Origin of the sequence: Trinickia sp., assembly GCF_051953955.1 — a bacterium.
Lineage (GTDB): Bacteria > Pseudomonadota > Gammaproteobacteria > Burkholderiales > Burkholderiaceae > Trinickia.
Genome location: NZ_JBQCIF010000114.1, coordinates 1 through 22921 on the forward strand (window position 1 = coordinate 1; position 22921 = coordinate 22921).

Here is a 22921-nt window from a genome sequence, read left to right on the forward strand (position 1 = left end):
TCGCGTGGCAATCCCCGGTCGCTTAACGGCTCAATTCCATGACGCCGTCGTTTAGTGTCGGATTTAGACCGGCGTTCACAGCAGGTAGTAGGTGCCGTGGCGGTCGCGTTGCAGGCGGGGAATTTTGATCATCTGTGCCACTTGCTGTGACACCAGACAAAAGAAAAAGCCTCGTAGACCATTGATCTACAAGGCTTTTTTCAATTTGGTGGCGAATCAGGGATTCGAACCCCGGACCTGCGGATTATGATTCCGTCGCTCTAACCGACTGAGCTAATTCGCCGAAGAAAACGGATTATGGTCATGCTGGGCGGCGCTGTCAAGCCCCTTGTGCGCTTCCTCGCGAGGCGCCGTCCAAAAACGACTGCCTCGCGCCCCGCCCAGCTCTGCCTCAATCCTGCGCGTAGATGTTCGAGTCCTTCGTCTCCTTGACGAACAGCATCCCGATTACGAACGTGCCGAGCGCCACCACCACCGGATACCAGAGCCCCGAGTAGATGTTGCCCTGCGCCGCCACGATCGCGAACGCCGTAGCCGGCAGGAAGCCGCCGAACCACCCGTTGCCGATGTGATAGGGCAGCGACATCGACGTGTACCGGATTCGCGTGGGGAACATCTCGACGAGCATCGCCGCAATCGGCCCATACACCATCGTCACGTAGATGACGAGCAGCGCGAGAATCGCCACTGTCATCGGCCAGTTCAGCCGCGACGGATCAGCCTTTGCCGGATAGCCCGCACCCTTCAGCGTGCCCGAGAGCGTTTTCTCGAAGGCCTTCGCCTGATCCTTCGCATCGGCAGCCTTACCGTCGTACGTGTTGACCACGGCATCGCCGACCTTGATCTGCGCCTGTGTCCCCGCCGGCGCCGCCACGTTCTCGTAGTTCAGGCCCGATTTCGCCAACGCGCCCTTGGCGATGTCGCACGAGCTCGTAAACTTCGCCGTGCCGACCGGGTTGAACTGGAACGAGCACTCGTCCGGATTCGCAATGACGACGATCGGTGCTTTCTGTTCAGCCGCTTCGAGCGCCGGGTTCGCGTAGTGTGTGAGGGCCTTGAACAGCGGGAAGTACGTGAGAGCGGCGATCAGGCAGCCGACCATGATCACGGGCTTGCGGCCGATCCGATCCGACAATGAGCCGAAAAATACGAAGAACGGCGTGCCGATCAGGAGCGCCAGCGCGATCAGGATGTTGGCGCTCGCACCATCCACCTTCAGCGTTTGCGTGAGGAAGAACAGGGCGTAGAACTGGCCCGTGTACCACACCACCGCCTGGCCGGCCGTCAGGCCGATCAGCGCGAGAATCACGATCTTCAGGTTTTTCCACTGGCCGAACGATTCCGTCAGCGGCGCCTTCGACGTCTTGCCCTCCGCCTTGATGCGCTCGAACGCGGGCGATTCGCTCAATTGCAGCCGAATCCAAACCGAAATGCCGAGCAGGATCAGCGATGCCAGGAACGGAATGCGCCAGCCCCAGGCGCCGAACGACTCTTCGCCCATCGCCGTGCGCACGCCCAGGATGACGAGCAGCGACAGGAACAGCCCGAGCGTCGCCGTCGTTTGAATCCACGACGTGTAGTAGCCGCGCCGATGCGCGGGCGCGTGCTCCGCGACGTAGGTAGCCGCGCCGCCGTACTCGCCGCCGAGCGCGAGCCCCTGCAGCAGCCGCATGGCGATGAAGATGACCGGCGACGCAAAGCCGATCGACGCATAACCGGGCAGGAAGCCCACGATGAACGTCGACAAGCCCATGATCATGATCGTGATCAAGAACGTGTATTTGCGGCCCACCATGTCGCCCAGCCGGCCGAACACGAGCGCGCCGAACGGACGCACGGCGAACCCCGCCGCGAAGCCGAGCAGCGTGAAGATGAAGGCGGCCGTCGGATTGATGCCGGAGAAGAAGCTCTTGCTGATGTACGCCGCGAGCGAGCCCGCCAGATAGAAGTCGTACCACTCGAAAACGGTGCCGAGCGACGACGCGAAAATCACGCGCTTTTCGTCGCCCGTCATCGGCGCGTGCGCAATTTGCCCGCCAAGGGTTGCCATGAGTCGTCTCCAATAATTTTGATCGTTGCGTTCGTAGGCGCCGCTCCACCCGCTATACGCGCACCCGTCGACGATTATTGGAACGAAAACTTACGGCGAACTGACGTGAACGGTATTTTCGTTGTCGATTCGTTAGAATGTCGCCCGCTTCTTTTTTCGCGAAATATGCGCCAACTGCTGTCAACATCGCCGAAACCGAGATTTTCGGTGGTCGGTGCCGCGGCGCAAGCCGGCGGCCGTCAGGGTAAGCTCGGAGTGCTTCGCGACATCGGCAGCTCGATCCGAACGAGCGTGCCCGCCAAGCGCGGGGATTCCTGATAGACGTGATCGTCGAGCGTCAGGCTGCCCTCATGCATCGTCGCGATCTCCCTGACGATCGCGAGGCCGAGGCCGCTGCCGTCGCCTTCTCGTCCGAGGATTCGATAGAAGCGCTCGATCACCTTCGGCCGCTCGGCCGGCGCGATCCCGGGCCCCGTATCTTCGACTTCGATCCGCACCCGTTCGGCGTCGCGCCGGGGCTCGACGCGCACGGTGATGCGGCCGCCGGCCGGCGTATAGCGGATCGCATTGTCGATGACGTTCGACAGCATTTCCCTGAGCATGACCGGATTGCCGTCGACGAAAACGGGTTCTTCCGGGCCCTCGTAGCCGAGATCCATCTGCTTGGCGAGCGCCGCGCGCACCCAGTCGCGCACGGCGAGGCGGGCCAAATGCGCCATCTCCACGCGGGTGAAGACCTGGCCCGACATGCGATTTTCCGCACGCGCCAGCGCGAGCAATTGTGTGACGAGCCGCGCTGCCTGATCCGCGCCCGTCGCGATCTGTTCGAGCGAGCGGCGCACGTCGGGCGAGACGTCGTCGCGCAGCGCGAGCTCCGCTTGCATGTGCAAGCCGGCCAGCGGGGTCTTCATCTGATGCGCCGCATCGGCAATGAAGCGTTTTTGCAAGTCGATGTTCTGCGCGAGCCGCGTCAGCAAGTCGTTGAACGAGGTGACGAGCGGCTCGATCTCGGGCGGCGCGCTCGACGCTTCGAGCGGGGAGAGGTCGTCGGGCCGGCGCGTGCGCAGGTTCGCCTGCAGCGACGTCAGCGGCGCGAGCCCGCGCGAGAGCCCGAACCAAACGAGCACGATCGCCAGCGGCAGGATCACGAACTGCGGCAGGATCACGCCTTTGATGATTTCGTTGGCGAGTGCGCTGCGCTTGTCGAGCGTCTCGCCGACTTGGATCAACACCGGCTGGGTATCGCTCGCCTCCCTGTCCGTGCCCGTGCCGGCCGCGTTCACGCTTTCGCTTCCGATCCCGGCGCCGGGAAGTGCAACCGTCGTATAAGCGATGCGGATGTCGTTGCCGCGCAGCGTGGCGTCGCGAAACTCGACGAGGCCGGGCTGAGGGCGATCGTCCTCGTTCGGCAGCGGGATGTCGGGTATGCCGGCCACCAGCTCGCCGTGCGTGCCTATCACCTGATAAAAGACCTTGTCGACGTTGTCGCCCGTCAGAAAATCGCGCGCGGCATCGGGCAAGCTCAGCGCGGCGACGCCGTTGACCGGATGAATTTGCCGCGCGAGTACGTAGGCATCGGTTTCGAGGCCTCGGTCGAACGGCCCGTTCGCGATCGTCTTGGCGACGAGGTAGGTCACCGCGATGCTCATCGGCCAGAGCAGCAGCAGCGGCGCGAGCATCCAATCGAGAATCTCGCCGAACAGCGAGCGCGGCCGGCTCGGCGCGGCCGGCTCCGTTTCGTCGGGCGGCGCGAACGGGTTGACGGGCGCGGCGGGTCGTTCCACGTCGGACGCATGGGGACGCTGCGCCGGAGGCGGCGGGGACGGACTCGAACCCGGCGCGTGCTGCGCGCCGCCGTTCGCTGGGGCGGGAGAGGTCACGACGGGATTATTTCGGCCGGGCGTTCGCGGCAACGTCGGCGTGCGGGGAAGGCGGCACGGTCACGCTCGGGACGGCCGTTGCCGGCGCCGCGATTGCCGCGGCGCTCGCCCCGGGCGCACCCGTGCCCAGCGTCGCGCCGCCAGGCACGGGCCGCTCCAGGCAGTAGCCGAGCCCGCGCACCGTAATGATGCGCACGCCGCTCGGCTCGATCTTCTTGCGCAGACGGTGAACGTAGACCTCGATCGCATTGTTGCTGACTTCCTCGCCCCATTCGCAGAGGTGATCGACGAGCTGCTCTTTCGAGACGAGCCGTCCGATCCGCTGCAGCAGCACTTCGAGCACGCCGAGCTCGCGCGCCGACAGCTCGAGGACTTGATCGCCCACCGAGGCGACGCGCCCCACTTGATCGTAGGCCAGCGAGCCGTGCCGCACGACCGTAGGCCCTCCGCCGCTGCCGCGCCGCGTCAAGGCTCGCACGCGCGCCTCGAGCTCGTTCAAATGGAACGGCTTGCTCATGTAGTCGTCGGCGCCGAGATCGAGCCCTTTCACGCGTTCGTCGACGCTGTCCACGGCCGTGAGGATCAGCACGGGCAAGGCGGAGTTGCGTGCGCGCAAGCGGCGCAGCACTTCCAGCCCCGGCATTCGCGGCAGGCCGAGATCGAGAATCAGGAGGTCGAACGTCTGCATCGACAGCGCGGCATCGGCCTCGCTTCCGCTCTTGACGTGATCGACGGCATAGCCCGATTGGCGGAGTGATCGGACGAGGCCGTCCGCGAGTATGCTGTCGTCTTCGGCAATGAGTATTCGCATGATGCGCCGCGCGGCCGGCCCGGCGCGTTCGTGCCGGTATCGGGCGGGTGTCTCCGTGTTCTCGTATGGAACCGACGCGGGAGGCTTTCGGAAGGCGCTGCACCGATGCTTCGTTGCCGCCGCGCAAATCCGCCCGCATCGGGCTTGCAAAGAACCCTGTTTTTTTATACAGTATCTGCGTTTCGAGCGCCAGCCGGCAGCAGTGCACAGCGTGATCGAAGGAAGGCCGCCATCGTGGCCGCCATCAGCGCTTCGTTGTCCGGCCCGCCCGCCGCAGACGCCCGCTCATCATAGCAAAGGACGATTCATGGAAGAAAGCAAGAAAGGCTCGGCTGGACTGACGGCTGAAAAGAGCAAGGCGCTCGCCGCTGCGCTCGCGCAGATCGAAAAGCAGTTCGGCAAAGGGTCGGTCATGCGGCTCGGCGATGGCGAGGTAGTCGAGGATATCCAAGTGGTGTCGACGGGCTCGCTGGGCCTCGACATCGCACTCGGCGTCGGCGGCTTGCCGCGCGGGCGCGTGGTGGAAATCTACGGGCCGGAATCGTCGGGTAAGACCACGCTGACGCTGCAAGTCATCGCCGAGATGCAAAAGCTCGGCGGCACCGCGGCGTTCATCGATGCCGAGCACGCGCTCGACATTCAATACGCCCAGAAGCTCGGCGTGAACGTCGGCGATCTGCTCGTTTCGCAGCCCGATACGGGCGAACAGGCGCTCGAAATCGCCGATGCGCTCGTGCGCTCGGGCTCGATCGACATGATCGTCATCGATTCGGTGGCGGCGCTCGTGCCGAAGGCCGAAATCGAAGGCGAAATGGGCGATTCGCTGCCGGGCTTGCAGGCACGCCTGATGTCGCAGGCGCTGCGCAAGCTGACGGGCACGATCAAGCGCACGAACTGCCTCGTCATCTTCATCAACCAGATCCGGATGAAGATCGGCGTGATGTTCGGCAACCCGGAAACCACGACGGGCGGCAACGCGCTGAAGTTCTACGCTTCGGTGCGGCTCGACATCCGCCGTATCGGCTCGATCAAGAAGAACGATGAAGTGATCGGCAACGAAACGCGCGTGAAGGTCGTGAAGAACAAGGTGTCGCCGCCGTTCCGCGAAGCGATTTTCGACATCCTTTACGGTGAAGGTATTTCGCGGCAGGGCGAGATCATCGATCTCGGCGTGCAAGCAAAGATCGTCGATAAAGCCGGGGCTTGGTACAGCTACAGCGGCGAACGGATCGGCCAAGGCAAGGACAACGCGCGCGAATTCCTGCGCGAGAATCCCGATATCGCACGCGAAATCGAAAATCGGATCCGTGAGTCGCTCGGTGTCAACGCGATGCCGGCGAGCGCTGGCGGCGACGTCGAAGTAGCCGGCGAAGAAGAGTAAGCCGCGCGTGATACGAAAAGGGCGGGCGGCGCCCGATGCGTCGTCATCCTCTTCCGAGGCCGGCCGTTCGCGCCGGCCTACTCGCTCGCTGAAAATGCGAGCGATCGATTACCTCTCCCGGCGCGAGTACAGCCGCGCCGAGCTCATCCGCAAGCTGGCCCCCTTCCTCGAAGAAGGCGACGTGCTCGATCCGCTCCTCGATACGCTCGAGCGCGAGGGCTGGCTATCCGATGCACGCTTTGCCGAGAGCATCATGAATCGGCGCTCGGCCCGCATGGGGACGAACCGCATCGTCGGAGAGCTGCGTCAACATGGGCTCGACGATACTCTGATCGACTCGGTCGGCTCGAAACTGCGCGAGACCGAGCGCGCCCGCGCGCAAGCCGTGTGGCTAAAGAAGTTCGGCCAGCTTCCGCAATCGCCCGCCGAGCGCGCGAAGCAGGCGCGCTTTCTTGCGATGCGCGGATTTTCGAGTGCGACGATTTCACAGATTCTGAAAGGCGACGACCACTGGAGCGACGACTAACCGCGTGTCTGCGCCACGCTTTCTCCGGTCCTCGCCATGGCATCTGCTTCGCGTCGACCGAAGCGCGTCGACTCGTTGCGCGCCTGCCAAATCGCTCAGAAATCGCTCAGTGATCGCTCAGTGCGCTCGCTGCGCCATCGACGCATCGCTTGCTCCCGCGCGATGCCGCCACGGGTCCTGCCGGCGTCTCAAATAACCAGTATGGTAAAATCCCTGAGTTTTCCTCTCTAGCCGTTCCCCTCGCATGCCGCTTTCCCCGCCCGTTGCCCGCCAGTTGCGCCATCGCCGCGCAATCAGAGCGGAAGCCTACGAGCGTGACGACGGCTTGTGGGATATCGAGGCGTGTCTGACCGATCATAAGCCGCGCGATGTTGCACTGGCGCCCGGTGTCCGGCCCAAGGGCCTACCGATCCATGAACTCTGGCTTCGCATCACTATCGACCGCAAGCTCACCATCGTCGACGCCGAGGCGTCGTCGGAATCGGTGCCGTATCCCGGTCACTGCGAAGTCTCGAATCCCGCCTACCGCGCGCTCATCGGTCTCAACCTCCTCCACGATTTCCACCGCCACGCACGGCGCTTGCTCGCCGGAACGGCAGGCTGCACCCACCTCACGGAACTCTGCTCGGTCTTGCCGACCGCCGCGATTCAAGCGTTCGCCGGCGACGTCTGGAACATGTCCGACGGGGATGATGCGGGGCACGCCTCGCAACGCACATCGGCAAGCGCAGCCGCTCACCGCGAACCGCCGTTTCAACTCGGCCGCTGCCACGCGCTGCGGTTCGACGGCGAAGCGGTGCAGCGCTTTTATCCGCGCTGGTACGGTCATGTCCCGCGCGGCCTTGCAGCGAGCGACGGATCGGCGAACCCGGCACAGGCGCCGGTGAATCGAACGGCGAAGCTCGGGGCGCTCGGCTCGAAGGCAATCAGCGATTACGAAGTTCAATCCAACTCTCAGACTGAAGGGAATCACGCATGAAGATTCACGAGTACCAGGGTAAGGAAATCCTGCGGAAATTCGGCGTCGCGGTACCGCGCGGCAAGCCGGTGTTTTCGGTGGATGACGCGGTCAAGGCCGCAGAAGAGCTCGGCGGCCCGGTCTGGGTCGTCAAGGCGCAGATCCACGCCGGCGGTCGCGGCAAGGGCGGTGGCGTGAAGGTGGCCAAGTCGCTCGAGCAAGTGCGCGAGTACGCGAGCCAAATCCTCGGCATGCAGCTCGTGACGCACCAAACCGGTCCGGAAGGCCAGAAGGTGAATCGCCTGCTGATCGAAGAAGGCGCGGACATCAAGCAGGAACTGTATGTCAGCCTCGTCGTCGACCGCATCTCGCAGAAGATCGTGCTGATGGGTTCGAGCGAAGGCGGCATGGACATCGAAGAAGTCGCCGAAAAGCACCCGGAACTGATCCACAAGGTCATCGTCGAGCCGTCGACGGGCCTGCTCGACGCGCAGGCAGACGACCTCGCCGCGAAGATCGGCGTGCCGGCAGCTTCGATTCCGCAAGCGCGCGCGATCCTGCAAGGTCTGTACAAGGCTTTCTGGGAAACCGACGCATCGCTGGCGGAAATCAACCCGCTGAACGTTTCCGGCGACGGCAAGGTGATCGCACTCGACGCCAAGTTCAACTTCGATTCGAACGCGCTGTTCCGTCACCCGGAAATCGTCGCGTACCGCGATCTCGACGAAGAAGATCCGGCTGAAGTCGAAGCGTCGAAGTTCGACCTGGCCTACATCTCGCTCGACGGCAACATCGGCTGCCTCGTGAACGGTGCCGGTCTCGCGATGGCGACGATGGACACGATCAAGCTGTTCGGCGGCGAGCCCGCGAACTTCCTCGACGTCGGCGGTGGCGCGACGACCGAGAAGGTCACGGAAGCGTTCAAGCTGATGCTGAAGAACCCGGGCCTGAAGGCGATCCTCGTGAACATCTTCGGCGGCATCATGCGCTGCGACGTGATCGCGGAAGGCGTGATCGCCGGTTCGAAGGCGGTGAACCTGGGCGTCCCGCTCGTCGTGCGCATGAAGGGCACGAACGAAGACCTGGGCAAGAAGATGCTCGCCGAATCCGGCCTGCCGATCATCTCGGCGGACAGCATGGAAGAAGCGGCCCAGAAGGTTGTCGCGGCAGCCGCGGGCAAATAAGGGCGCATCGCATCAAGGATACCGAATGGCGGCGCGCAAGCGCCCTGGTCCGCGCCACGGCACGGGCGGGGCGGCACGCGACGCCAAACGAACAGAGGTCATTACATGTCGATTCTGATCAACAAAGACACGAAGGTCATCACGCAGGGCATCACCGGCAAGACCGGCCAGTTCCATACGCGCGCATGCCGTGAATATGCGAACGGCCGCGAAGCCTACGTCGCGGGTGTGAACCCGAAGAAGGCCGGCGAAGACTTCGAAGGCATTCCCATCTACGCGAGCGTGAAGGAAGCGAAGGCCGAAACGGGCGCAACCGTCTCGGTCATCTACGTCCCGCCCGCAGGCGCGGCTGCAGCAATCTGGGAAGCGGTCGAGGCCGACCTCGATCTCGCGATCTGCATCACGGAAGGCATTCCGGTTCGCGACATGATCGAAGTGCGCGATCGTATGCGCCGTGAAAACCGCAAGACGCTGCTGCTGGGACCGAACTGCCCGGGCACGATCACGCCGGACGAACTGAAGATCGGCATCATGCCGGGTCACATCCACCGCAAGGGCCGTATCGGCGTCGTGTCGCGTTCGGGCACGCTGACGTATGAAGCCGTGGGGCAACTGACGGCGCTCGGCCTCGGCCAATCGTCGGCGGTCGGCATCGGCGGCGACCCGATCAACGGCTTGAAGCACATCGACGTCATGAAGATGTTCAACGACGATCCGGACACGGATGCGGTCATCATGATCGGTGAGATCGGCGGTCCCGACGAAGCGAACGCCGCTTACTGGATCAAGGACAACATGAAGAAGCCCGTCGTCGGCTTCATCGCCGGGGTAACGGCGCCTCCGGGCAAGCGCATGGGCCACGCCGGCGCGCTGATCTCGGGCGGTGCCGACACGGCCGACGCCAAGCTCGAAATCATGGACGGCTGCGGCATCAAGGTCACGCGCAACCCGTCGGAGATGGGCCGTTTGCTGAAGTCCATCCTGTAAGTTGCCGCACGCTGGCGCGCCGCATGCCGAAGCGTGCGGCGCGGCCTGCGAGCCATTTTTGGTATCCTTGCGTAATTCTTTCGTAAGGCTTCCGGCAGACGCAAAAAGCGAGGGAGCAAGTCATGCTCCCTCGCTTTTTTATCGCCGTCGCAGCGCGCTTTCTCTGAATTCCCTGGAACGGCAATTGCCCCAATGTTCAACACTATGCTCGATTTCTTCGCGACGCTTCACTGGCCGGCGGTTTTTCAGATCGTCGTGATCGACATTCTGCTCGGTGGCGACAATGCCGTCGTGATCGCGCTGGCCTGCCGCAAGCTGCCCGCGTCGCAGCGGATGCAGGGTGTATTGTGGGGAACCGCGGGTGCAATCGTGTTGCGGGTCGTGCTCATCGCGTTCGCCGTCGCGCTGCTCGACGTGCCGTTCCTGAAGTTCGGCGGCGGGCTGCTGCTGCTCTGGATCGGCGTACGCCTGATGGCGCCCGCGCATGATGTCCACGAAAACATCAAGCCTGCCGACAAGCTGCTCGCGGCGATCAAGACGATCATCGTGGCGGACGCCGTCATGAGTCTCGACAACGTCATCGCCATCGCAGGGGCGGCCGAGACGGCCGATCCCGAGCACCGCATCGCGCTCGTCATCTTCGGCCTGATCGTGAGCATCCCGTTGATCGTTTGGGGCAGCACGCTCGTGCTGCGCATGCTCGACCGCTTTCCGGTCATCGTCACCTTGGGCGCCGCCTTGCTCGGCTGGATCGCGGGCGGGCTCATCATCAACGATCCGGCCGGCGACCGCTGGCCGCTGCTCGATGCGCCGGCCGCCGAGTACGGTGCGCACGTCGCCGGGGCGCTACTGGTCGTGCTCGTCGGGTACTGGCTCAGGCGGCGCACGCTGCGGCGGGAGGCAGCCGGCGCTTCGGGGTCGCGCGGTACGCACTGATATGTCGGCGCGATTCTCTAAGGACCTGGCCGTTCGGCCGACTGCCCTCGCCGCGTCCTTGCCGATACGCTTGCTCTCCGTTGCTCGCCCGTTCCTTGGTGGGCCGTCGTTCGAGGAGCGTATCCGCCGATGTCCGCTGCCATTGTTGCTGTTGCCCGTCGTTTTCTGTCCGGTACCGTAACGTACCGCCCCCCGCACCGTGCGAGGCTCGGCTTCACGCTGATCGAACTGATGATCGTGCTCGCGATCGTCGGTATCGTCGCCGCTTACGCGGTGCCGGCGTACCAGAATTACCTCGCTCGCAGCCGCGTTGGGGAAGGGCTGTCGCTCGTGTCAGGCGCGCGCCTTGCGGTCGCCGAGAATGCCGCCGCGGGTGAGGTGCTCGGCGGCGGCTACGTGGCGCCGCCTGGCACGCGCAACGTCGAGGCCATCGTTATCGACGATGCAACGGGTGAAATTTCGATTCGTTACACGGCGCGCGTGGCACCGCCAGGGCGCGACACCTTGGTGCTCGTTCCGTCTTTGCCCGATACGTCGGATCCGCCGACGTCGCGTATCCCGCTCGAATCGGGCGTCGTGCTCGGCGGCGCATTGACCTGGGAATGCTTCGCTTCGGGCAAGCAGGCATCGTCGCTGCCGGCACCGGGTGCAGGCCCGCTGCCGCTCGTGGCAGCCACCTTGCCGGCCGAATTGGCTCCCCCCGACTGTCGCACCTGAGCCTATCGCGAGGGGAAAGAACGCATGAGGCGACACGCGGCTACGCACAGTGAAAGAAAATTTTTGTATAGTGCGCCGGTTGCCGATGCCCCTAACCTCATGACTTCTCCATTCGCCCGTTATTTGTCGTTCGCGTCCCTGGCCTTTGCGGCGCTGCTGCCGTATGCGGTGACCAACCATACGTACCCGATCCCCACGTTCTATGCCGAATTCACCGCGCTGTCGCTTTATCTGCTCGTTGGCGCGTCCGTCCTGCTGATGCTGACGTGGGAGCGGCCGCGCGTGCAGTTTGCGATGCCGGCCGTCGCGCTGGTGCCGCTCGCGTTCGGGGCCCTGCTCGTGTTGCAGACGTTCGTGCTGCCGCTCGCTCAGCCTTCGATGGCTTGGCTCGGCGCTGGGTTTTTGTTGGCGGCCTTCATGGCCGTGCAAGCCGGATACGGGTTCGCCCGCGCGGGGGTGGCCGATACGGCATTACGCTGGATGGCGGCCGCGTTGATCGTCGGCGGCTTGTTCGCCGTGTTTTGCCAGCTCGTGCAGTTGTTCCATGCCGAAGCGAAGTTTGCCCCGTTCGTCGTGGCCTACAACGTCACGACGGACCGCCGGCCGTTCGGCAATATGGCGCAAGCCAATCACTTGGCCACCGTCATCGCGTTCGCGCTCGCGGCGGCGATGTATCTCGTGCAGACGCGCAGGCTGAATGTCGTCGTGTGGGCGATCGTGTCGGCCGTTTGTGTGCTCGGGCAGGCGCTGACGGTATCGCGCGGGCCCTGGCTGCAGACCGCCGTCATCGTCGTCGCGGGATTTTGGATGGCGCTCGTCGCGCCGCGCGGGAACGGCTTCGCGCCGCGCCGCGCGCGGGAATGGATGATTCCGATCCTGCTCGTCGTGCTGTTCGTTGGGGTGAATGTCGGCGTACGCTGGGCCAACGTCCGTTTTCAGCTTGGCCTGGACGTATCGGCCGCGCACCGCTTCCAAGACAAAGGGCAGTTCGTTCTACGCCTCGCGATGTGGAAGTACGGCTGGACGATGTTCAAGGGGCATCCGTTGCTCGGCGTCGGCTGGGGGGAGTTTCCTCGCTTCGAGTTCGAGCTCGTGAAGCAGCTTGGCGACGTCGAGATCGCGAATAATTCGCACGACATCGTCATCGATTTACTCGCGAAGACAGGGGCGATCGGCCTGGCTATCGTACTGCTCGGCCTTTTGGCCTGGCTGTGGCGCGTCCTCCGCGCGCCGCACACGGCGGAGCGTGTTTTCGGCCTTGCGCTGATCGGTGCGCTGCTCATGCACGCGCTCGTGGAGTATCCGCAGCAGTACATGTTTTTCCTGCTGCCGGCGATGTTCGTCTTCGGCATTCTGGAGACGAAGCCGCTCGCGTTCGTGCCTGGGCGGTTCGCGATGGGGCTGCAATTTTTGATTGTGGCGGGTGGCTTTGCAGCGCTTCATCCGATCTACCGCGACTACGGCCGCGCGGAGGTGCTCTATTACGGGGCGCACCCGGCCGAGCAGTATCGGGCCGCGCCGTCGGTGCTGTTCGGCTCGTGGGGTGAGTACGGGCTGTCCACGTTGCTGCCGATCGACAGCAACGACTTGCAGACGAAGCTGGACATGCACAAGAAGGCGCTCGCGCTGTTGCCGGGCGAGACGGTGTTGCGGCGATATGCGGTGCTGTTGGCGCTGGATGGCAAACAGGATCAGGCGTTCGACACCGTCGAGCGGCTGAAGATTTTTGCCGTCGTGCTCCACGATTGGCCCTCGCAGCTATCGGCGTTGTACGAGCTCTGCGACGACGAGCCCAAGCTCACCGCCTTCAAGGCGGAACTGCTCAAACGCTATGGGCCGGCACCGAAGCCGGCCGATGACAACGAGGACGACGACGGTAGCGATTGAGGGGGGAACGGAACGATCGACGAGCGGTTTCCAGCGGGCGACCGATTAAGGGCCATCACCGCCCGGAGAGAGCCTTTGCTAAATCATCGTCGCTGTGCAATCCCCGGATGCTCCTCGAGGTTAGAAGTACTGCGGCTGCGGCAACGAACCCAAGCAGACAAATGACGAGTGTGCCCCTTGTCCCTACCCATGAAGCAGCAACGAAGCCGCCGAGAAGTGCACCGATCGGGTCACCCCCCCAACTGATGAAGCGGGTGGTTGCCGTGATACGGGCGAGGTGGCGCGCGTGTACCGTCAGTTGGCGCAGCGTCTGCTCGACAATGAGGTGCATGACTATCAGGAAGTCCCATGTTGCAAGGCAACTTCCGATGATGAGAACTTGGACAAGAGGCGGTACGCCGTCTGCCATGACAATAGGGATTCCCAATGGCCCTATTAACAAAAGAGATCCCACCAACGACGACCGAGTGCCCACCTTCTTGATGATCTGCGGTCCGTACATGGCAGCCAATAGGCCGATGAGCGCGACCGATGACATTAAAGTTCCGAAGACGCTTGTACTTAGCCTCAGGTCTTGTAACAGAAAGATCGCGAGCACAGTAAAGAAGGCGCTGTGAAATATGTTGAACACCCCAGCCGAGATCGCTATCGTTCGCTGGATGTCGTTTCTGCATAAGACTCGGATCCCTTCGACGATTTGCGAGATATGCGAACCGCTTTCGTTAGGTGCGCTAGGTGGCAACGATACGTTGCGCAGCGCCAATGTACTCGCTAGATAGAATCCCAAGCTCACTGAATATACAGCAGACGGTGAGATTGCTTGCGTCAGCCAGCCGGCCAAAGCGGGTCCAATGGCATAGGCTCCCGAATTGATTGCCTCCATCCAGCCGTTGGCTCGCGCGAGGTCTTGTTCGTCAACCACGCGCGGAATCATTGCAGCGATGACGCTATCGAATACGAGTTTAATTGCCGACAGCCCAAAGCTAACGACGCATAGCACCGGTACACTTACCACATTGAATTGGAACGCGAGCGGCATGACGGCGATGAGAAGAAGCCGTACGGTGCCGCATAACAACAGGGCTCGTCGAGAATTCAGGCGGTCGGCAATCGCACCTGCCGATAACCCAAATATCAACGGCGCTGCCAATCCTGCTGCCGCCAATACACCAACCTGCGCCGGGGTGATGTCAAACGAGGTGATTGCGATCAACGGTGCCGCGGTGAAGGCCGTTGTGCTGCCTATAGTGCTAAGTGCTTCAGATGCGACGATCGTCGTTATCGGAGTTCTCCGGGTTGACATTACTTACGTGCGACGTACCAACTGCTCGACCGGGTCATTCGCTTGAAGTGGGGTGAATAGTAGCTCAAGTGAATCCAGTGCTTCATCTTGTTGAGAATCATTGATCTCGTCCTTGCTATTAATGATGAATTCGCGCTTGCTCAAAGTTTCTGTCATGGCCTTTCTCCTTGATGATCTAAATGAGGTCGGAAGATCCGCCTCGTTCACGAAGTTATGTATCTCATTTATAGAGTGCAAGCGAATAAATATGAAAACGTTTTAAACGGGTTATTTTGTCTGAGAAAATCGTTTTCATTCTATGCGTGCCGGCTTTCACTCGAATGATTGTGAATCTCCCGTTCAGGGATGCGGGGGGATGAGTATGTGGAGCCGCCGTCACGGACAAAGCCGAATCGCCAAGAGCGTTCGAGTCGCTCAAGGACAGCCTGACCGAAAGGTCGAGGGGGCATGCTTGAACAGGGCTGGGTGTACGAAGAGACGGCAGAGCTATCGAGTGTCGCCTGCATCGATGGGCTGTCGTCGAAGGAACTCAACGTTCTGCTAGTCGCGGCTAGCAGCATCGCTCATGACGACGATGCTACTTCGCCGTGGAGCGTGCGAAACGATTGCGAACGTGCAGGGCTGGACAGCTTGTCACCGGACGCGCTGAACTTGGATCGACGGTCCCGTCTAAGTTGCTTTCCAGCGCTGCGGTGCGACGTTCGTCTGCGGTCGCACAACGCGCGTTAAGTATTGCGCCGTCGAGGCCGGGACTCGATGCCGTTCGCAGCCAGTAGCTTGCGAAGCCGATGGTTCTCCGCGAACAGCCCGACAATCACGATAGTCATGATGATCGGCCCAGACCACTGCCCAGTGTAATGATAGAAGGCCCACGCACCCAATGCGCACGCAATGGCGGTCAGGACCAGGGCGATACGGTCAAGAATCCAGTTCATGCGAGTGCTACCTGCTTTCGAGGTGCCACGGCGCGATGGCTGGACGCATAGCGTTTCCGCGTGGCAATGGATAGTCGTTGCAGTGGCAACCGGCCCTTAACCCTGCGCGACCCAATCTCCGGATTTCCCCCCGTGCTTTTCCATTACCCGCACATCGGTGATCGTCATCCCCCGATCGACCGCCTTGCACATGTCATAGACGGTCAGCAGCCCGATCTGCACGGCCGTCAGCGCTTCCATCTCCACCCCGGTGCGGCCGAGCGTTTCCACTTGGACGGTGCAATGCACGCCGGGCAGCGCTTCGTCGAGCGCGAACTCCACGGCGACGCGCGTGAGAGCGAGCGGGTGGCAAAGCGGAATGAGATCCGCCGTGCGTTTCGCGCCTTGAATCGCCGCGATTCTCGCAACGCCGATCACGTCGCCTTTCTTCGCGTGTCCATCGCGGATCAGTGCAAAGGTCTCGGGCTTCATGCGGATCGAGCCGCGGGCGACGGCGATCCGTTTCGTTTCGTCCTTGCCGCCGACGTCGACCATATGCGCTTGGCCGGACGCGTCGAAATGGGTCAATTCAGGCATTTCCTGCTCCTTCGATGGGCGCCTATCTTAGCAGCCGCTGCCGGCTCGATCGGCGGCGCGTTGGATCGGCAAGCACCGCAAGCATAAACGCGCATTCGCCCGTATTTCGCCCTCAAACGAAGCGGAACAGCCGTGCGGGCGTTTCCACGAGCACGGCCTGCCGCTCGCGCTCGGTAGGCAGCAACTTCAACGCCGTCGCGTAAGCCGAATCGTAGCGCTCGGCAGCCTCATGCTGAGTGTGCGGCCAATCGCTGCCCCAGACTAGCCGATCCAGGCCGAAGGCGCTTTCGAGCAACGGCATGGCGGCCAGCGCCGCGCGTTCGCCGGAGTTCGCTCGTGCCGGGGTGGCGTTGCGGTAGGCGGCCGATACCTTGACCCACACTCGGCGGGTGCGGCCGAGCGTCAACAAGTAGCGAAAGCCGGGGTCGTCGATGCCGAGTGCCGGCCGGGGCCTGCCAAAGTGATCGACGACGATGTCGATCGCGTGCTCGGTTCGCAACAGTAAGGGCCCGACGATGTTCGATAGCCGCTCGGCTTCGCAATGCACCTCGATCTGCCAGCCGAGCGCGGCGATCTTGGGCAGCGTCGCCTGCCAGGCGTCACTCGCAAAGTCGGGATCCGGCAGCCCGAACAGATTGATTCGAATGCCGACGACGCCGCTGCGCGCCAAAACATCGAGCTGACTTGGATCGGCCGCGACGGCCGAGGGATCGATCACGGCGATGCCCTTCAGCCGATGCGGGGCGCTAGCGATGGCCTGCAAGAGGCACCGGTTGTCGGCCCCGAGAAAGCTCGGCTGCACGAGTACGCCGTGCGAAACGCCGTGCGCATCGAGCTGCGCGAGGTAAAGCGAGAGTGTGGCGTCGTACGCCGGCGCGTACCGGCGACCTTCCACGAGCGGCAAGTCGCGCGAAAACACGTGAGCGTGAGTGTCGATCGCGGTGATGGCGCCGACTGCGGGCACCGCCGCCTCCGCATGGCGAGTACTCGGGGCAGTCACCGTCGCACAGCTTCCATATCCGCCGCAGGGCGATGATCCGCCGCATCGGGCACGCTTTCGCCGAGCGTTCGGCCCCGCGTCTCGGGCAGCATCAACACCGCCAATACGACGATCGCATAAGCGGCAGCGGCGTCGGTGCCGATCGCGAAGCCGAGTGTCGTCGTCTTGGCGAGATGGCCGACCATCACCGGGAATCCCGCCGACACCACCCGTCCGAAGTTGTAGCAGAAGCCGACGCCGGTGCCGCGCATGCCGCGCGGATAGAGTTCGTTGAACAGCGCGCCCATGCTGGCCGGAATGCCCGCGGCGAAAAAGCCGAGCGGAAAGCCGACGACGAGCATGGCACCGTTCGTCAGCGGCACGAACAGATAGACGAGCACCGTGCAGACGCACGCGATCGAAAACAGCAAGATGGTGCTGCGGCGGCCAATCCGGTCGAGCAGCTGCGCGCTGGCCAAGCACCCGCAAAAGAACGCGACGATGATGACCGCGAGATAGCCGCCCGTGCCGAGCACGGACAGGTGGCGCTCGGTCTTCAGGTACGTGGGCAGCCAAGTCATCAACGCGTAGTAGCCGCCATGCGCGCCGACGCCGAGCAGCGCGCCGATGAGCGTCATGCGCAGCACGCGCGGCGAGAAGATGTCGAGGAACGGCAGGCCTTTTGCGGGCGCGGCATCCTGATTCCCACGCTCGGCGGACAGCGCGCTGCGTGGCACCGGCGCGGCAGGCTCGGGCACGCCGCGGCGAAGATAAAGGACGAGCAATGCCGGGAGCAGGCCCACGCCGAACATCGCACGCCATGCGACGGCGCCGGGCATCAGCGAGAACATGACGGTGTAGAGCAGGACCGCGGCGGCCCAGCCGACAGCCCACGCGCTTTGGACCGTGCCCATCGCCTTGCCCCGGTGATTCGAGCGAATCGATTCGGCCATCAGCACGGCACCGGCCGCCCATTCGCCGCCGAATCCGAGTCCTTGCAGTGTCTTGAGCACGATGAACTGCTCGAAATCGTGTGCGAACGCGCAGGCGAACGTGAACACCGAAAAGAACGCGACGGTCAACTGCAGGGTGCGGACACGGCCGATGCGGTCGGCCAGCGCGCCCGCGATCCAGCCGCCGAGCGCCGATGCGATGAGCGTCGCGCCGCTGACCAGCCCGGCCTCGGTTTTGCCGATGGCCCATTCGGCGATGATCGCCGGAATCACGAGACTGAAGATCTGCACGTCGAGCGCGTCGAGCGCCCAGCCGCCGAAGCACGCCCAGAACGTGCGGCGTTCGCTTGCTGAAATTTCCTTGAACCAACTGAACATCTCGGGTCTCCTGACGGCACGATGCGACGCCATATCGTTCGCGTGAATGCCAAAAACAGCCTAGGGGTATGCGACGCGCTGGCCTGCGCTGCCTAACGAATTTCGACCTGATAAACGAATTCGCTGGCGGGCCCGCGCGAGCGCCGCCATTCGAGCGGCCGCCGGTCGTATCCGAACGCGAGCCGCTCGATGACGACGACGGGCGTGCCGGATTCGATCCGCAGCAAGCGCCCGTGCATGACGTCGACCGTCTCGACGGTCAGCGTTTCGTTGGCGGATGCGATCACCTGATTGCAATGCGCTTCGTAGACGGGATAGAGCAGATCGCCGATGTCTTCAGTCGGCAACTTCGCAAACGCGGCGAAGCGCTCGTACGGGAGCCAGATTTCCTCGGCGAGAATCGGATGGTCGTCGACGAGCCGCAATCGCGACATGTGGATGACGCGCGCGTCGGCGTCGACTTGCAACGCGGCGCTGACGGCCGAAGGCGCCGACACGACTTCGCGCATCAAAATCCGGCTCGTGGGAATCCGCCGTTCGCCGCGGCGGTTCTGGAAGCGAAAGAAGCGAAACAACGATCCGTCGAAACTCGCCCGCCGCACGAACGTGCCTCGACCTTGAAAGCGCTCCAACATGCCCTCGGCGACGAGCTGATCGACAGCCTTGCGCACCGTGCCGACCGCAACGCCGTAGGTGCGCGATAGCTCCTGCTCCGTCGGAATCGCCTCGCCGGGACGCCAGCGGTGCTCGCCGATCTGGGCGGCAAGCTCGTCGCGTAGCCGCTGGTAGCGTGGGAGGCGGTTGTCGGCTTGCATAGGCGGTCTTCCCGAGAGAACGGATGGCGGGGGTGATGAATCAACTAGTCATATACATGTTTATATGAATCGAACGACCACGAAATGGGGGTATACCCCTCACTTGGACATTTGGACGGCGTGGAAGCGGAGTACCTGCAGCCGCCTGTGTACCGAGCGACTCAGCCGACGGGGTGGGCTTTGCTGGCGGCCGGGCTCGCTACAAAGCCGAAACGCCCCGGAACGTCGACGCGCCGGACGGTCTCGATGGTGAGTGCGTTATCGGCTCGCCAAGCGAATGTGCCCGACGACCCGTCGTTGTCGAGGGTGGCCAACCCCGCGAAAAGATCGAGATCGTGATCGTGCAGCGCGGCCACGCGCCGGGGCGCGGCGCCGTCGGCGAACAGTACGCCGCCTTCGTCGTCGACGAGCACCGTCGTCGGTGTGAATGCGTTGTCCGTCTGATCGACCAACGTGGGCGAACCCGCCTCGGGCAGTGAGAGCCGCACGATCCAGGGCGTATAGGCGAGCTCCACATACACGCGCTGCGGCCCGTTCTGAAAGTACCAGCAGCCGCCGTCGTCACACTCGTAATTGCGTTCGATGAAGCCGATCAGCGCCGCGTGCCGGATCGGTGTGCCGAGCTCGCCGCGCGCTTGGGCTCCCTCGTCGCGCATCCGCCATTGGCCGCGCCGATCGAGCAGCAGCCAGCCCGTGCAATGCGGGACGTTGGGCCATTTGGCCAGTGCGGCTTTGACGATGTCATCCATTGTGTGCGAATGGCTCCAGAAAATTGAACACGCGCTGCGGTAGCCAATCGATGCGGCCCGGAAACGGCCCCGTCATGAATCCGACGTGTCCGCCCGCCTCGGGCTGATCGAGTTCGATTGCGGGCGAGACTTCGGCGCGAGTGGGCAGCGCCGCGCTCGGCAGGAAGGGATCGTTGCGCGCGTTGAGCACCAGGGTCGGCACGACGACGTCGGGCAACAGCGGCCGCGTCGTCGCGCGCGTCCAATACTCCTCGGTATTGCGAAATCCATGCAGCGGCGCCGTGACGACATTGTCGTATTCGTACATCGTCCGGCACGCCAGCATCGCGTCGCGATCGAAGAGCCCAGGATACTGCTCTAGCTTGCTCAGCGCTTTGCGCTTGAGCGTCTTCAAAAAACTCATCGTATAAACGAGCGCGAAGCCCTGCGAGAGCGCGCGGCCGCCCGCATGCACGTCGAGCGGCGTCGAGATGGCTGCCGCTGCCGCCACGAACGCGGCATCCGCGCCGCGTTCGCCGAGCCAGCGCAGCAGCACGTTGCCCCCGAGGGAGACACCGGCCACGACGATGGGGCCGCGGTGCGAAGCATGCAGACGGCGCAATACCCAATCGACTTCGGCGCTATCGGCCAAATGGTAGAACCGCGGGGCAAGATTCAGCGGACCGCTGCAACTGCGAAAATGCGGGACGACACCATGCCACCCCAGCGCGCGCGCCGAGGCCATCAGCACGCGAGCGTAATGCGAATCGGAACTGCCTTCGAGCCCGTGAAACAGGACGAAGAGTGGGGCGTCCGGCGGCGGCCCAGCCGTTTCGCCGGGCGGATAGGCCAGCCAGTCGAGGTCGATGAAATCGCCGTCGGGCGTGTTCCAGCGCTCGCGCCGGTAATCGACGGCCGGGCGGCGCGCGAAGAGGGCCGGCACGATCGTTTGGGCATGGCTCGTGGGGAGCCATCGGGGCGGACTGTACAGCAACTGAACCAACTTGCCGGCGGCCGCGCTTCCCGCGGCCGGTGACGAAACCGGTTTGTCATGTGTGGTGCTCATGACCGTCCCCAAATCCTCTAACCGCCGCGACCGGCTTTCGGCCGCCGGCCGCTCAGTGCAATGCGCCTTGTCCGTGTCGAATCTTGGCGGCGAACTCGTTGGCCGTGTCTTCCGGCATCGGGCTCGCATGAATGTGCGCGATTCGCCATTCTCCGCGCTCGTGAACCATGACGTATGTTGCGTAGATCATCCGCGATTGCGCAAGCGGCTCTCGGAACCGATGCGCCTCCGCGACCGTGTAGACGACCGTGCCGAGGCTGTCGTACACCCGCACGTCGAGCGGCTCGATGGCGCTCGGCAGCGTCTGTGCATTGGCAGCAGCGACGAGTCCCGCCCGGATCTGATCCACGCCGTGCCAGTGCGCACCGCTCGCATGGATGTAGCTCGCGAACTCTTCGTCGATCCAAAGGGCCATCAGTGCATCGATGCTGCCGTCGGCAACGGTCTGATAGAACGCGTTAAGCGTATCGGCTGCGGCTTCGAACAAGCGTGCAAAACGTGGCATGGCTCTTTCGGCTCGTAGGTAGCGCAAACTTGCGCCGTCGGGCTAACTGCCCGCCGAGCGAATCAACGCGCGGCGGACTGAACGATACGGTTTCTCCGGCTCGGCGTGCGGTGCCCACGAGTCAATGAACGCATAAAGGCGCGGGGCCTTCCGTGCGTCAGCGCTCGCCGAGCAGCATGGCGCGCAAATCGGCGAATACTTGCTCCGGCGACAACTCGCGCAGACAGCGCAGATGGCCGAGCGGGCACTCGCGCGCAAAGCAAGGACTGCACTCGAGATGCAGCCATTGTACCTTCGCGAAGTCGGATAACGGCGGCGTGTGGCGCGGATCGCTCGATCCGTAGATGGCGACGAGCGGCCGGCGCAGCGCGGCGGCAACGTGCATCAAGCCCGAATCGTTGCTGACGACGGCCCCGGCGCGCGCGATCAGCGCGCACGCTTCCCCGAGCGACGTCTGCCCGCACAGGTTGCGCACGTTCGGTGCTTCGGCCGCGATGGCCTGTGCGAGCGGGGCATCCTTACCCGAGCCGAGCGAGACGATTTGCGTGTACGGGAACGATTGGCCGACCATCCGCGCGAGCGCGGCGAAATGCTCGGCGGGCCAGCGCTTGGCGGTCCCGTATTCGGCGCCGGGGCAGAACACGAGGAGCGGCACGCGTGTGTCCAGATGAAAACGCGTCGAGACACGTACCGACTCGTTGGGATCGGCCTCGAGGTGCGGCATCCGCAGGCGCGACGCCAGATCCGGCACGTCGGCGCCCGGCGTGTAGGCGAGCGCGGCATAGTGCGGCACCATTGGCGCGCGTTCGCGCTTGTTCGGATTCGGATGCCGGACGTTGAGCAGCCCGACGCGGCCTTCGCCCGTATAGCCGATCCGCAGGCGAATGCCGGCCAGCCACGGAATCAGGGCCGATTTGGCCGAATTGGGCAGGACATAGGCCGCGTCATACCCGTTTTCGCGGAGATCGCCCGCGAGTTGCCAGCGCCGCACGAGCTGCAGCTTGCCGTGCGCGAGGTCGGTGGCGTGCACGTCGCTGATCTCGGGCATCCGCTCGAGCACGGGCGCGACCCACGTGGGGGCCAGCGCGTCGATGACGATGCGCGGATGGAGTTGCTTGAGCAGCGTGAACAGCGGCTGCGCCATCAACGCGTCACCGATCCAATTCGGTGCGATAACCAACGCGCGACGCATCAGTGTGGTATCCGGGAGAAAGGCAATCGCGGCGCGCGGCGCGCACCGCATTCGGCGATTGAGCGAGGAGCGTCGCCCGGCCGCGGGCGGCAAACGGCCCGCCGCTGCCGCCGGCCGCGGGAAACCGCCCCGTGGGCCGTAGCGCCCGCCGGGTCCTGTAAAAACGCAGAAAAA

22 protein-coding genes and 1 tRNA gene are annotated in these 22921 nt (G+C 63.7%); 8 read left to right on the forward strand and 15 right to left on the reverse strand.

All coding sequences use genetic code 11. The annotated features are described in order from the left end of the window. Positions 1-206: 206 nt before the first annotated feature. From ACTHNZ_RS21120 to ACTHNZ_RS21135, 4 genes are all read right to left on the reverse strand, one after another. A tRNA-Met gene (locus ACTHNZ_RS21120) sits at positions 207-283 on the reverse strand. A 108-nt stretch (positions 284-391) separates the two neighbouring features. Further along, the gene (locus ACTHNZ_RS21125; RefSeq protein WP_440544537.1) at positions 392-2050 is read right to left on the reverse strand and encodes an MFS transporter; all 1659 of its coding nucleotides are present in this window, start codon (positions 2048-2050) and stop codon (positions 392-394) included. Positions 2051-2289: 239 nt separating this feature from the next. Then, positions 2290-3834, reverse strand: a complete 1545-nt coding sequence (locus ACTHNZ_RS21130) for a sensor histidine kinase N-terminal domain-containing protein (RefSeq protein ID WP_440544538.1) — start codon at positions 3832-3834, stop codon at positions 2290-2292. A gap of 103 nt (positions 3835-3937) precedes the next feature. Then, positions 3938-4741: a response regulator gene (locus ACTHNZ_RS21135; RefSeq protein ID WP_440544539.1), complete on the reverse strand. Its 804-nt coding sequence runs from the start codon at positions 4739-4741 to the stop codon at positions 3938-3940. A 307-nt stretch (positions 4742-5048) separates the two neighbouring features. On the opposite strand from ACTHNZ_RS21135, the gene recA reads away from it, so the two are divergent. The 8 genes from recA (at position 5049) to ACTHNZ_RS21175 (ending at position 13317) form a co-directional block, all read left to right on the forward strand. Next, positions 5049-6122, forward strand: coding sequence for a recombinase RecA (recA, locus tag ACTHNZ_RS21140; RefSeq protein WP_440544540.1), 1074 nt, complete (start codon positions 5049-5051; stop codon positions 6120-6122). A 7-nt stretch (positions 6123-6129) separates the two neighbouring features. Next, positions 6130-6648, forward strand: a complete 519-nt coding sequence (gene recX / locus ACTHNZ_RS21145) for a recombination regulator RecX (RefSeq protein WP_440544541.1) — start codon at positions 6130-6132, stop codon at positions 6646-6648. A gap of 244 nt (positions 6649-6892) precedes the next feature. Continuing rightward, positions 6893-7627, forward strand: coding sequence for a DUF2889 domain-containing protein (locus tag ACTHNZ_RS21150; RefSeq protein WP_440544542.1), 735 nt, complete (start codon positions 6893-6895; stop codon positions 7625-7627). Next, entirely contained in the window at positions 7624-8790 is a 1167-nt protein-coding gene (gene sucC, locus ACTHNZ_RS21155; RefSeq protein WP_440544543.1) for an ADP-forming succinate--CoA ligase subunit beta, read from the forward strand. The genes ACTHNZ_RS21150 and sucC overlap by 4 nt, the downstream gene beginning before the upstream one ends. Positions 8791-8895: 105 nt before the next feature. Beyond that, complete coding sequence (gene sucD, locus ACTHNZ_RS21160; protein ID WP_115532401.1) at positions 8896-9777, forward strand: succinate--CoA ligase subunit alpha; 882 nt, start codon at positions 8896-8898, stop codon at positions 9775-9777. A 204-nt stretch (positions 9778-9981) separates the two neighbouring features. Then, complete coding sequence (locus ACTHNZ_RS21165; RefSeq protein ID WP_440544556.1) at positions 9982-10713, forward strand: TerC family protein; 732 nt, start codon at positions 9982-9984, stop codon at positions 10711-10713. 129 nt (positions 10714-10842) lie between these two features. Then, entirely contained in the window at positions 10843-11430 is a 588-nt protein-coding gene (locus ACTHNZ_RS21170) for a pilin (RefSeq protein WP_440544544.1), read from the forward strand. A gap of 99 nt (positions 11431-11529) precedes the next feature. Further along, entirely contained in the window at positions 11530-13317 is a 1788-nt protein-coding gene (locus ACTHNZ_RS21175; protein ID WP_440544545.1) for a Wzy polymerase domain-containing protein, read from the forward strand. A gap of 55 nt (positions 13318-13372) precedes the next feature. On the opposite strand, the gene ACTHNZ_RS21180 is transcribed toward ACTHNZ_RS21175, so the two are convergent. The 11 genes from ACTHNZ_RS21180 to waaF all read right to left on the reverse strand — a co-directional run bounded on the left by ACTHNZ_RS21180 (position 13373) and on the right by waaF (position 22747). After that, positions 13373-14620: an MFS transporter gene (locus ACTHNZ_RS21180; RefSeq protein ID WP_440544546.1), complete on the reverse strand. Its 1248-nt coding sequence runs from the start codon at positions 14618-14620 to the stop codon at positions 13373-13375. 3 nt (positions 14621-14623) lie between these two features. Further along, on the reverse strand, positions 14624-14776 hold the full coding sequence (locus ACTHNZ_RS21185; protein ID WP_440544547.1) for a hypothetical protein: 153 nt from the start codon (positions 14774-14776) through the stop codon (positions 14624-14626). A 569-nt stretch (positions 14777-15345) separates the two neighbouring features. After that, complete coding sequence (locus ACTHNZ_RS21190; RefSeq protein ID WP_430362849.1) at positions 15346-15555, reverse strand: hypothetical protein; 210 nt, start codon at positions 15553-15555, stop codon at positions 15346-15348. Positions 15556-15651: 96 nt separating this feature from the next. Next, the gene (gene moaC, locus ACTHNZ_RS21195) at positions 15652-16131 is read right to left on the reverse strand and encodes a cyclic pyranopterin monophosphate synthase MoaC (protein WP_440544548.1); all 480 of its coding nucleotides are present in this window, start codon (positions 16129-16131) and stop codon (positions 15652-15654) included. 112 nt (positions 16132-16243) lie between these two features. After that, positions 16244-17131, reverse strand: coding sequence for an amidohydrolase family protein (locus ACTHNZ_RS21200; protein WP_440544549.1), 888 nt, complete (start codon positions 17129-17131; stop codon positions 16244-16246). After that, entirely contained in the window at positions 17128-18441 is a 1314-nt protein-coding gene (locus ACTHNZ_RS21205; protein ID WP_440544550.1) for an MFS transporter, read from the reverse strand. Before ACTHNZ_RS21205 ends, ACTHNZ_RS21200 begins: the two co-directional genes overlap by 4 nt. Positions 18442-18533: 92 nt before the next feature. Continuing rightward, positions 18534-19256, reverse strand: coding sequence for a GntR family transcriptional regulator (locus ACTHNZ_RS21210; protein ID WP_440544551.1), 723 nt, complete (start codon positions 19254-19256; stop codon positions 18534-18536). 161 nt (positions 19257-19417) lie between these two features. Beyond that, complete coding sequence (locus tag ACTHNZ_RS21215; protein ID WP_440544552.1) at positions 19418-20005, reverse strand: DUF2946 family protein; 588 nt, start codon at positions 20003-20005, stop codon at positions 19418-19420. Then, positions 19998-21050, reverse strand: a complete 1053-nt coding sequence (locus tag ACTHNZ_RS21220) for a YheT family hydrolase (protein WP_440544553.1) — start codon at positions 21048-21050, stop codon at positions 19998-20000. The genes ACTHNZ_RS21215 and ACTHNZ_RS21220 overlap by 8 nt, the downstream gene beginning before the upstream one ends. Before the next feature lie 52 nt (positions 21051-21102). Beyond that, positions 21103-21555, reverse strand: coding sequence for a nuclear transport factor 2 family protein (locus ACTHNZ_RS21225; RefSeq protein WP_440544554.1), 453 nt, complete (start codon positions 21553-21555; stop codon positions 21103-21105). Positions 21556-21712: 157 nt separating this feature from the next. Beyond that, positions 21713-22747 (reverse strand): lipopolysaccharide heptosyltransferase II, encoded by a 1035-nt coding sequence (gene waaF / locus ACTHNZ_RS21230; protein ID WP_440544555.1) that lies wholly within the window; start codon positions 22745-22747, stop codon positions 21713-21715. Between the last annotated feature and the right edge of the window lie 174 nt (positions 22748-22921).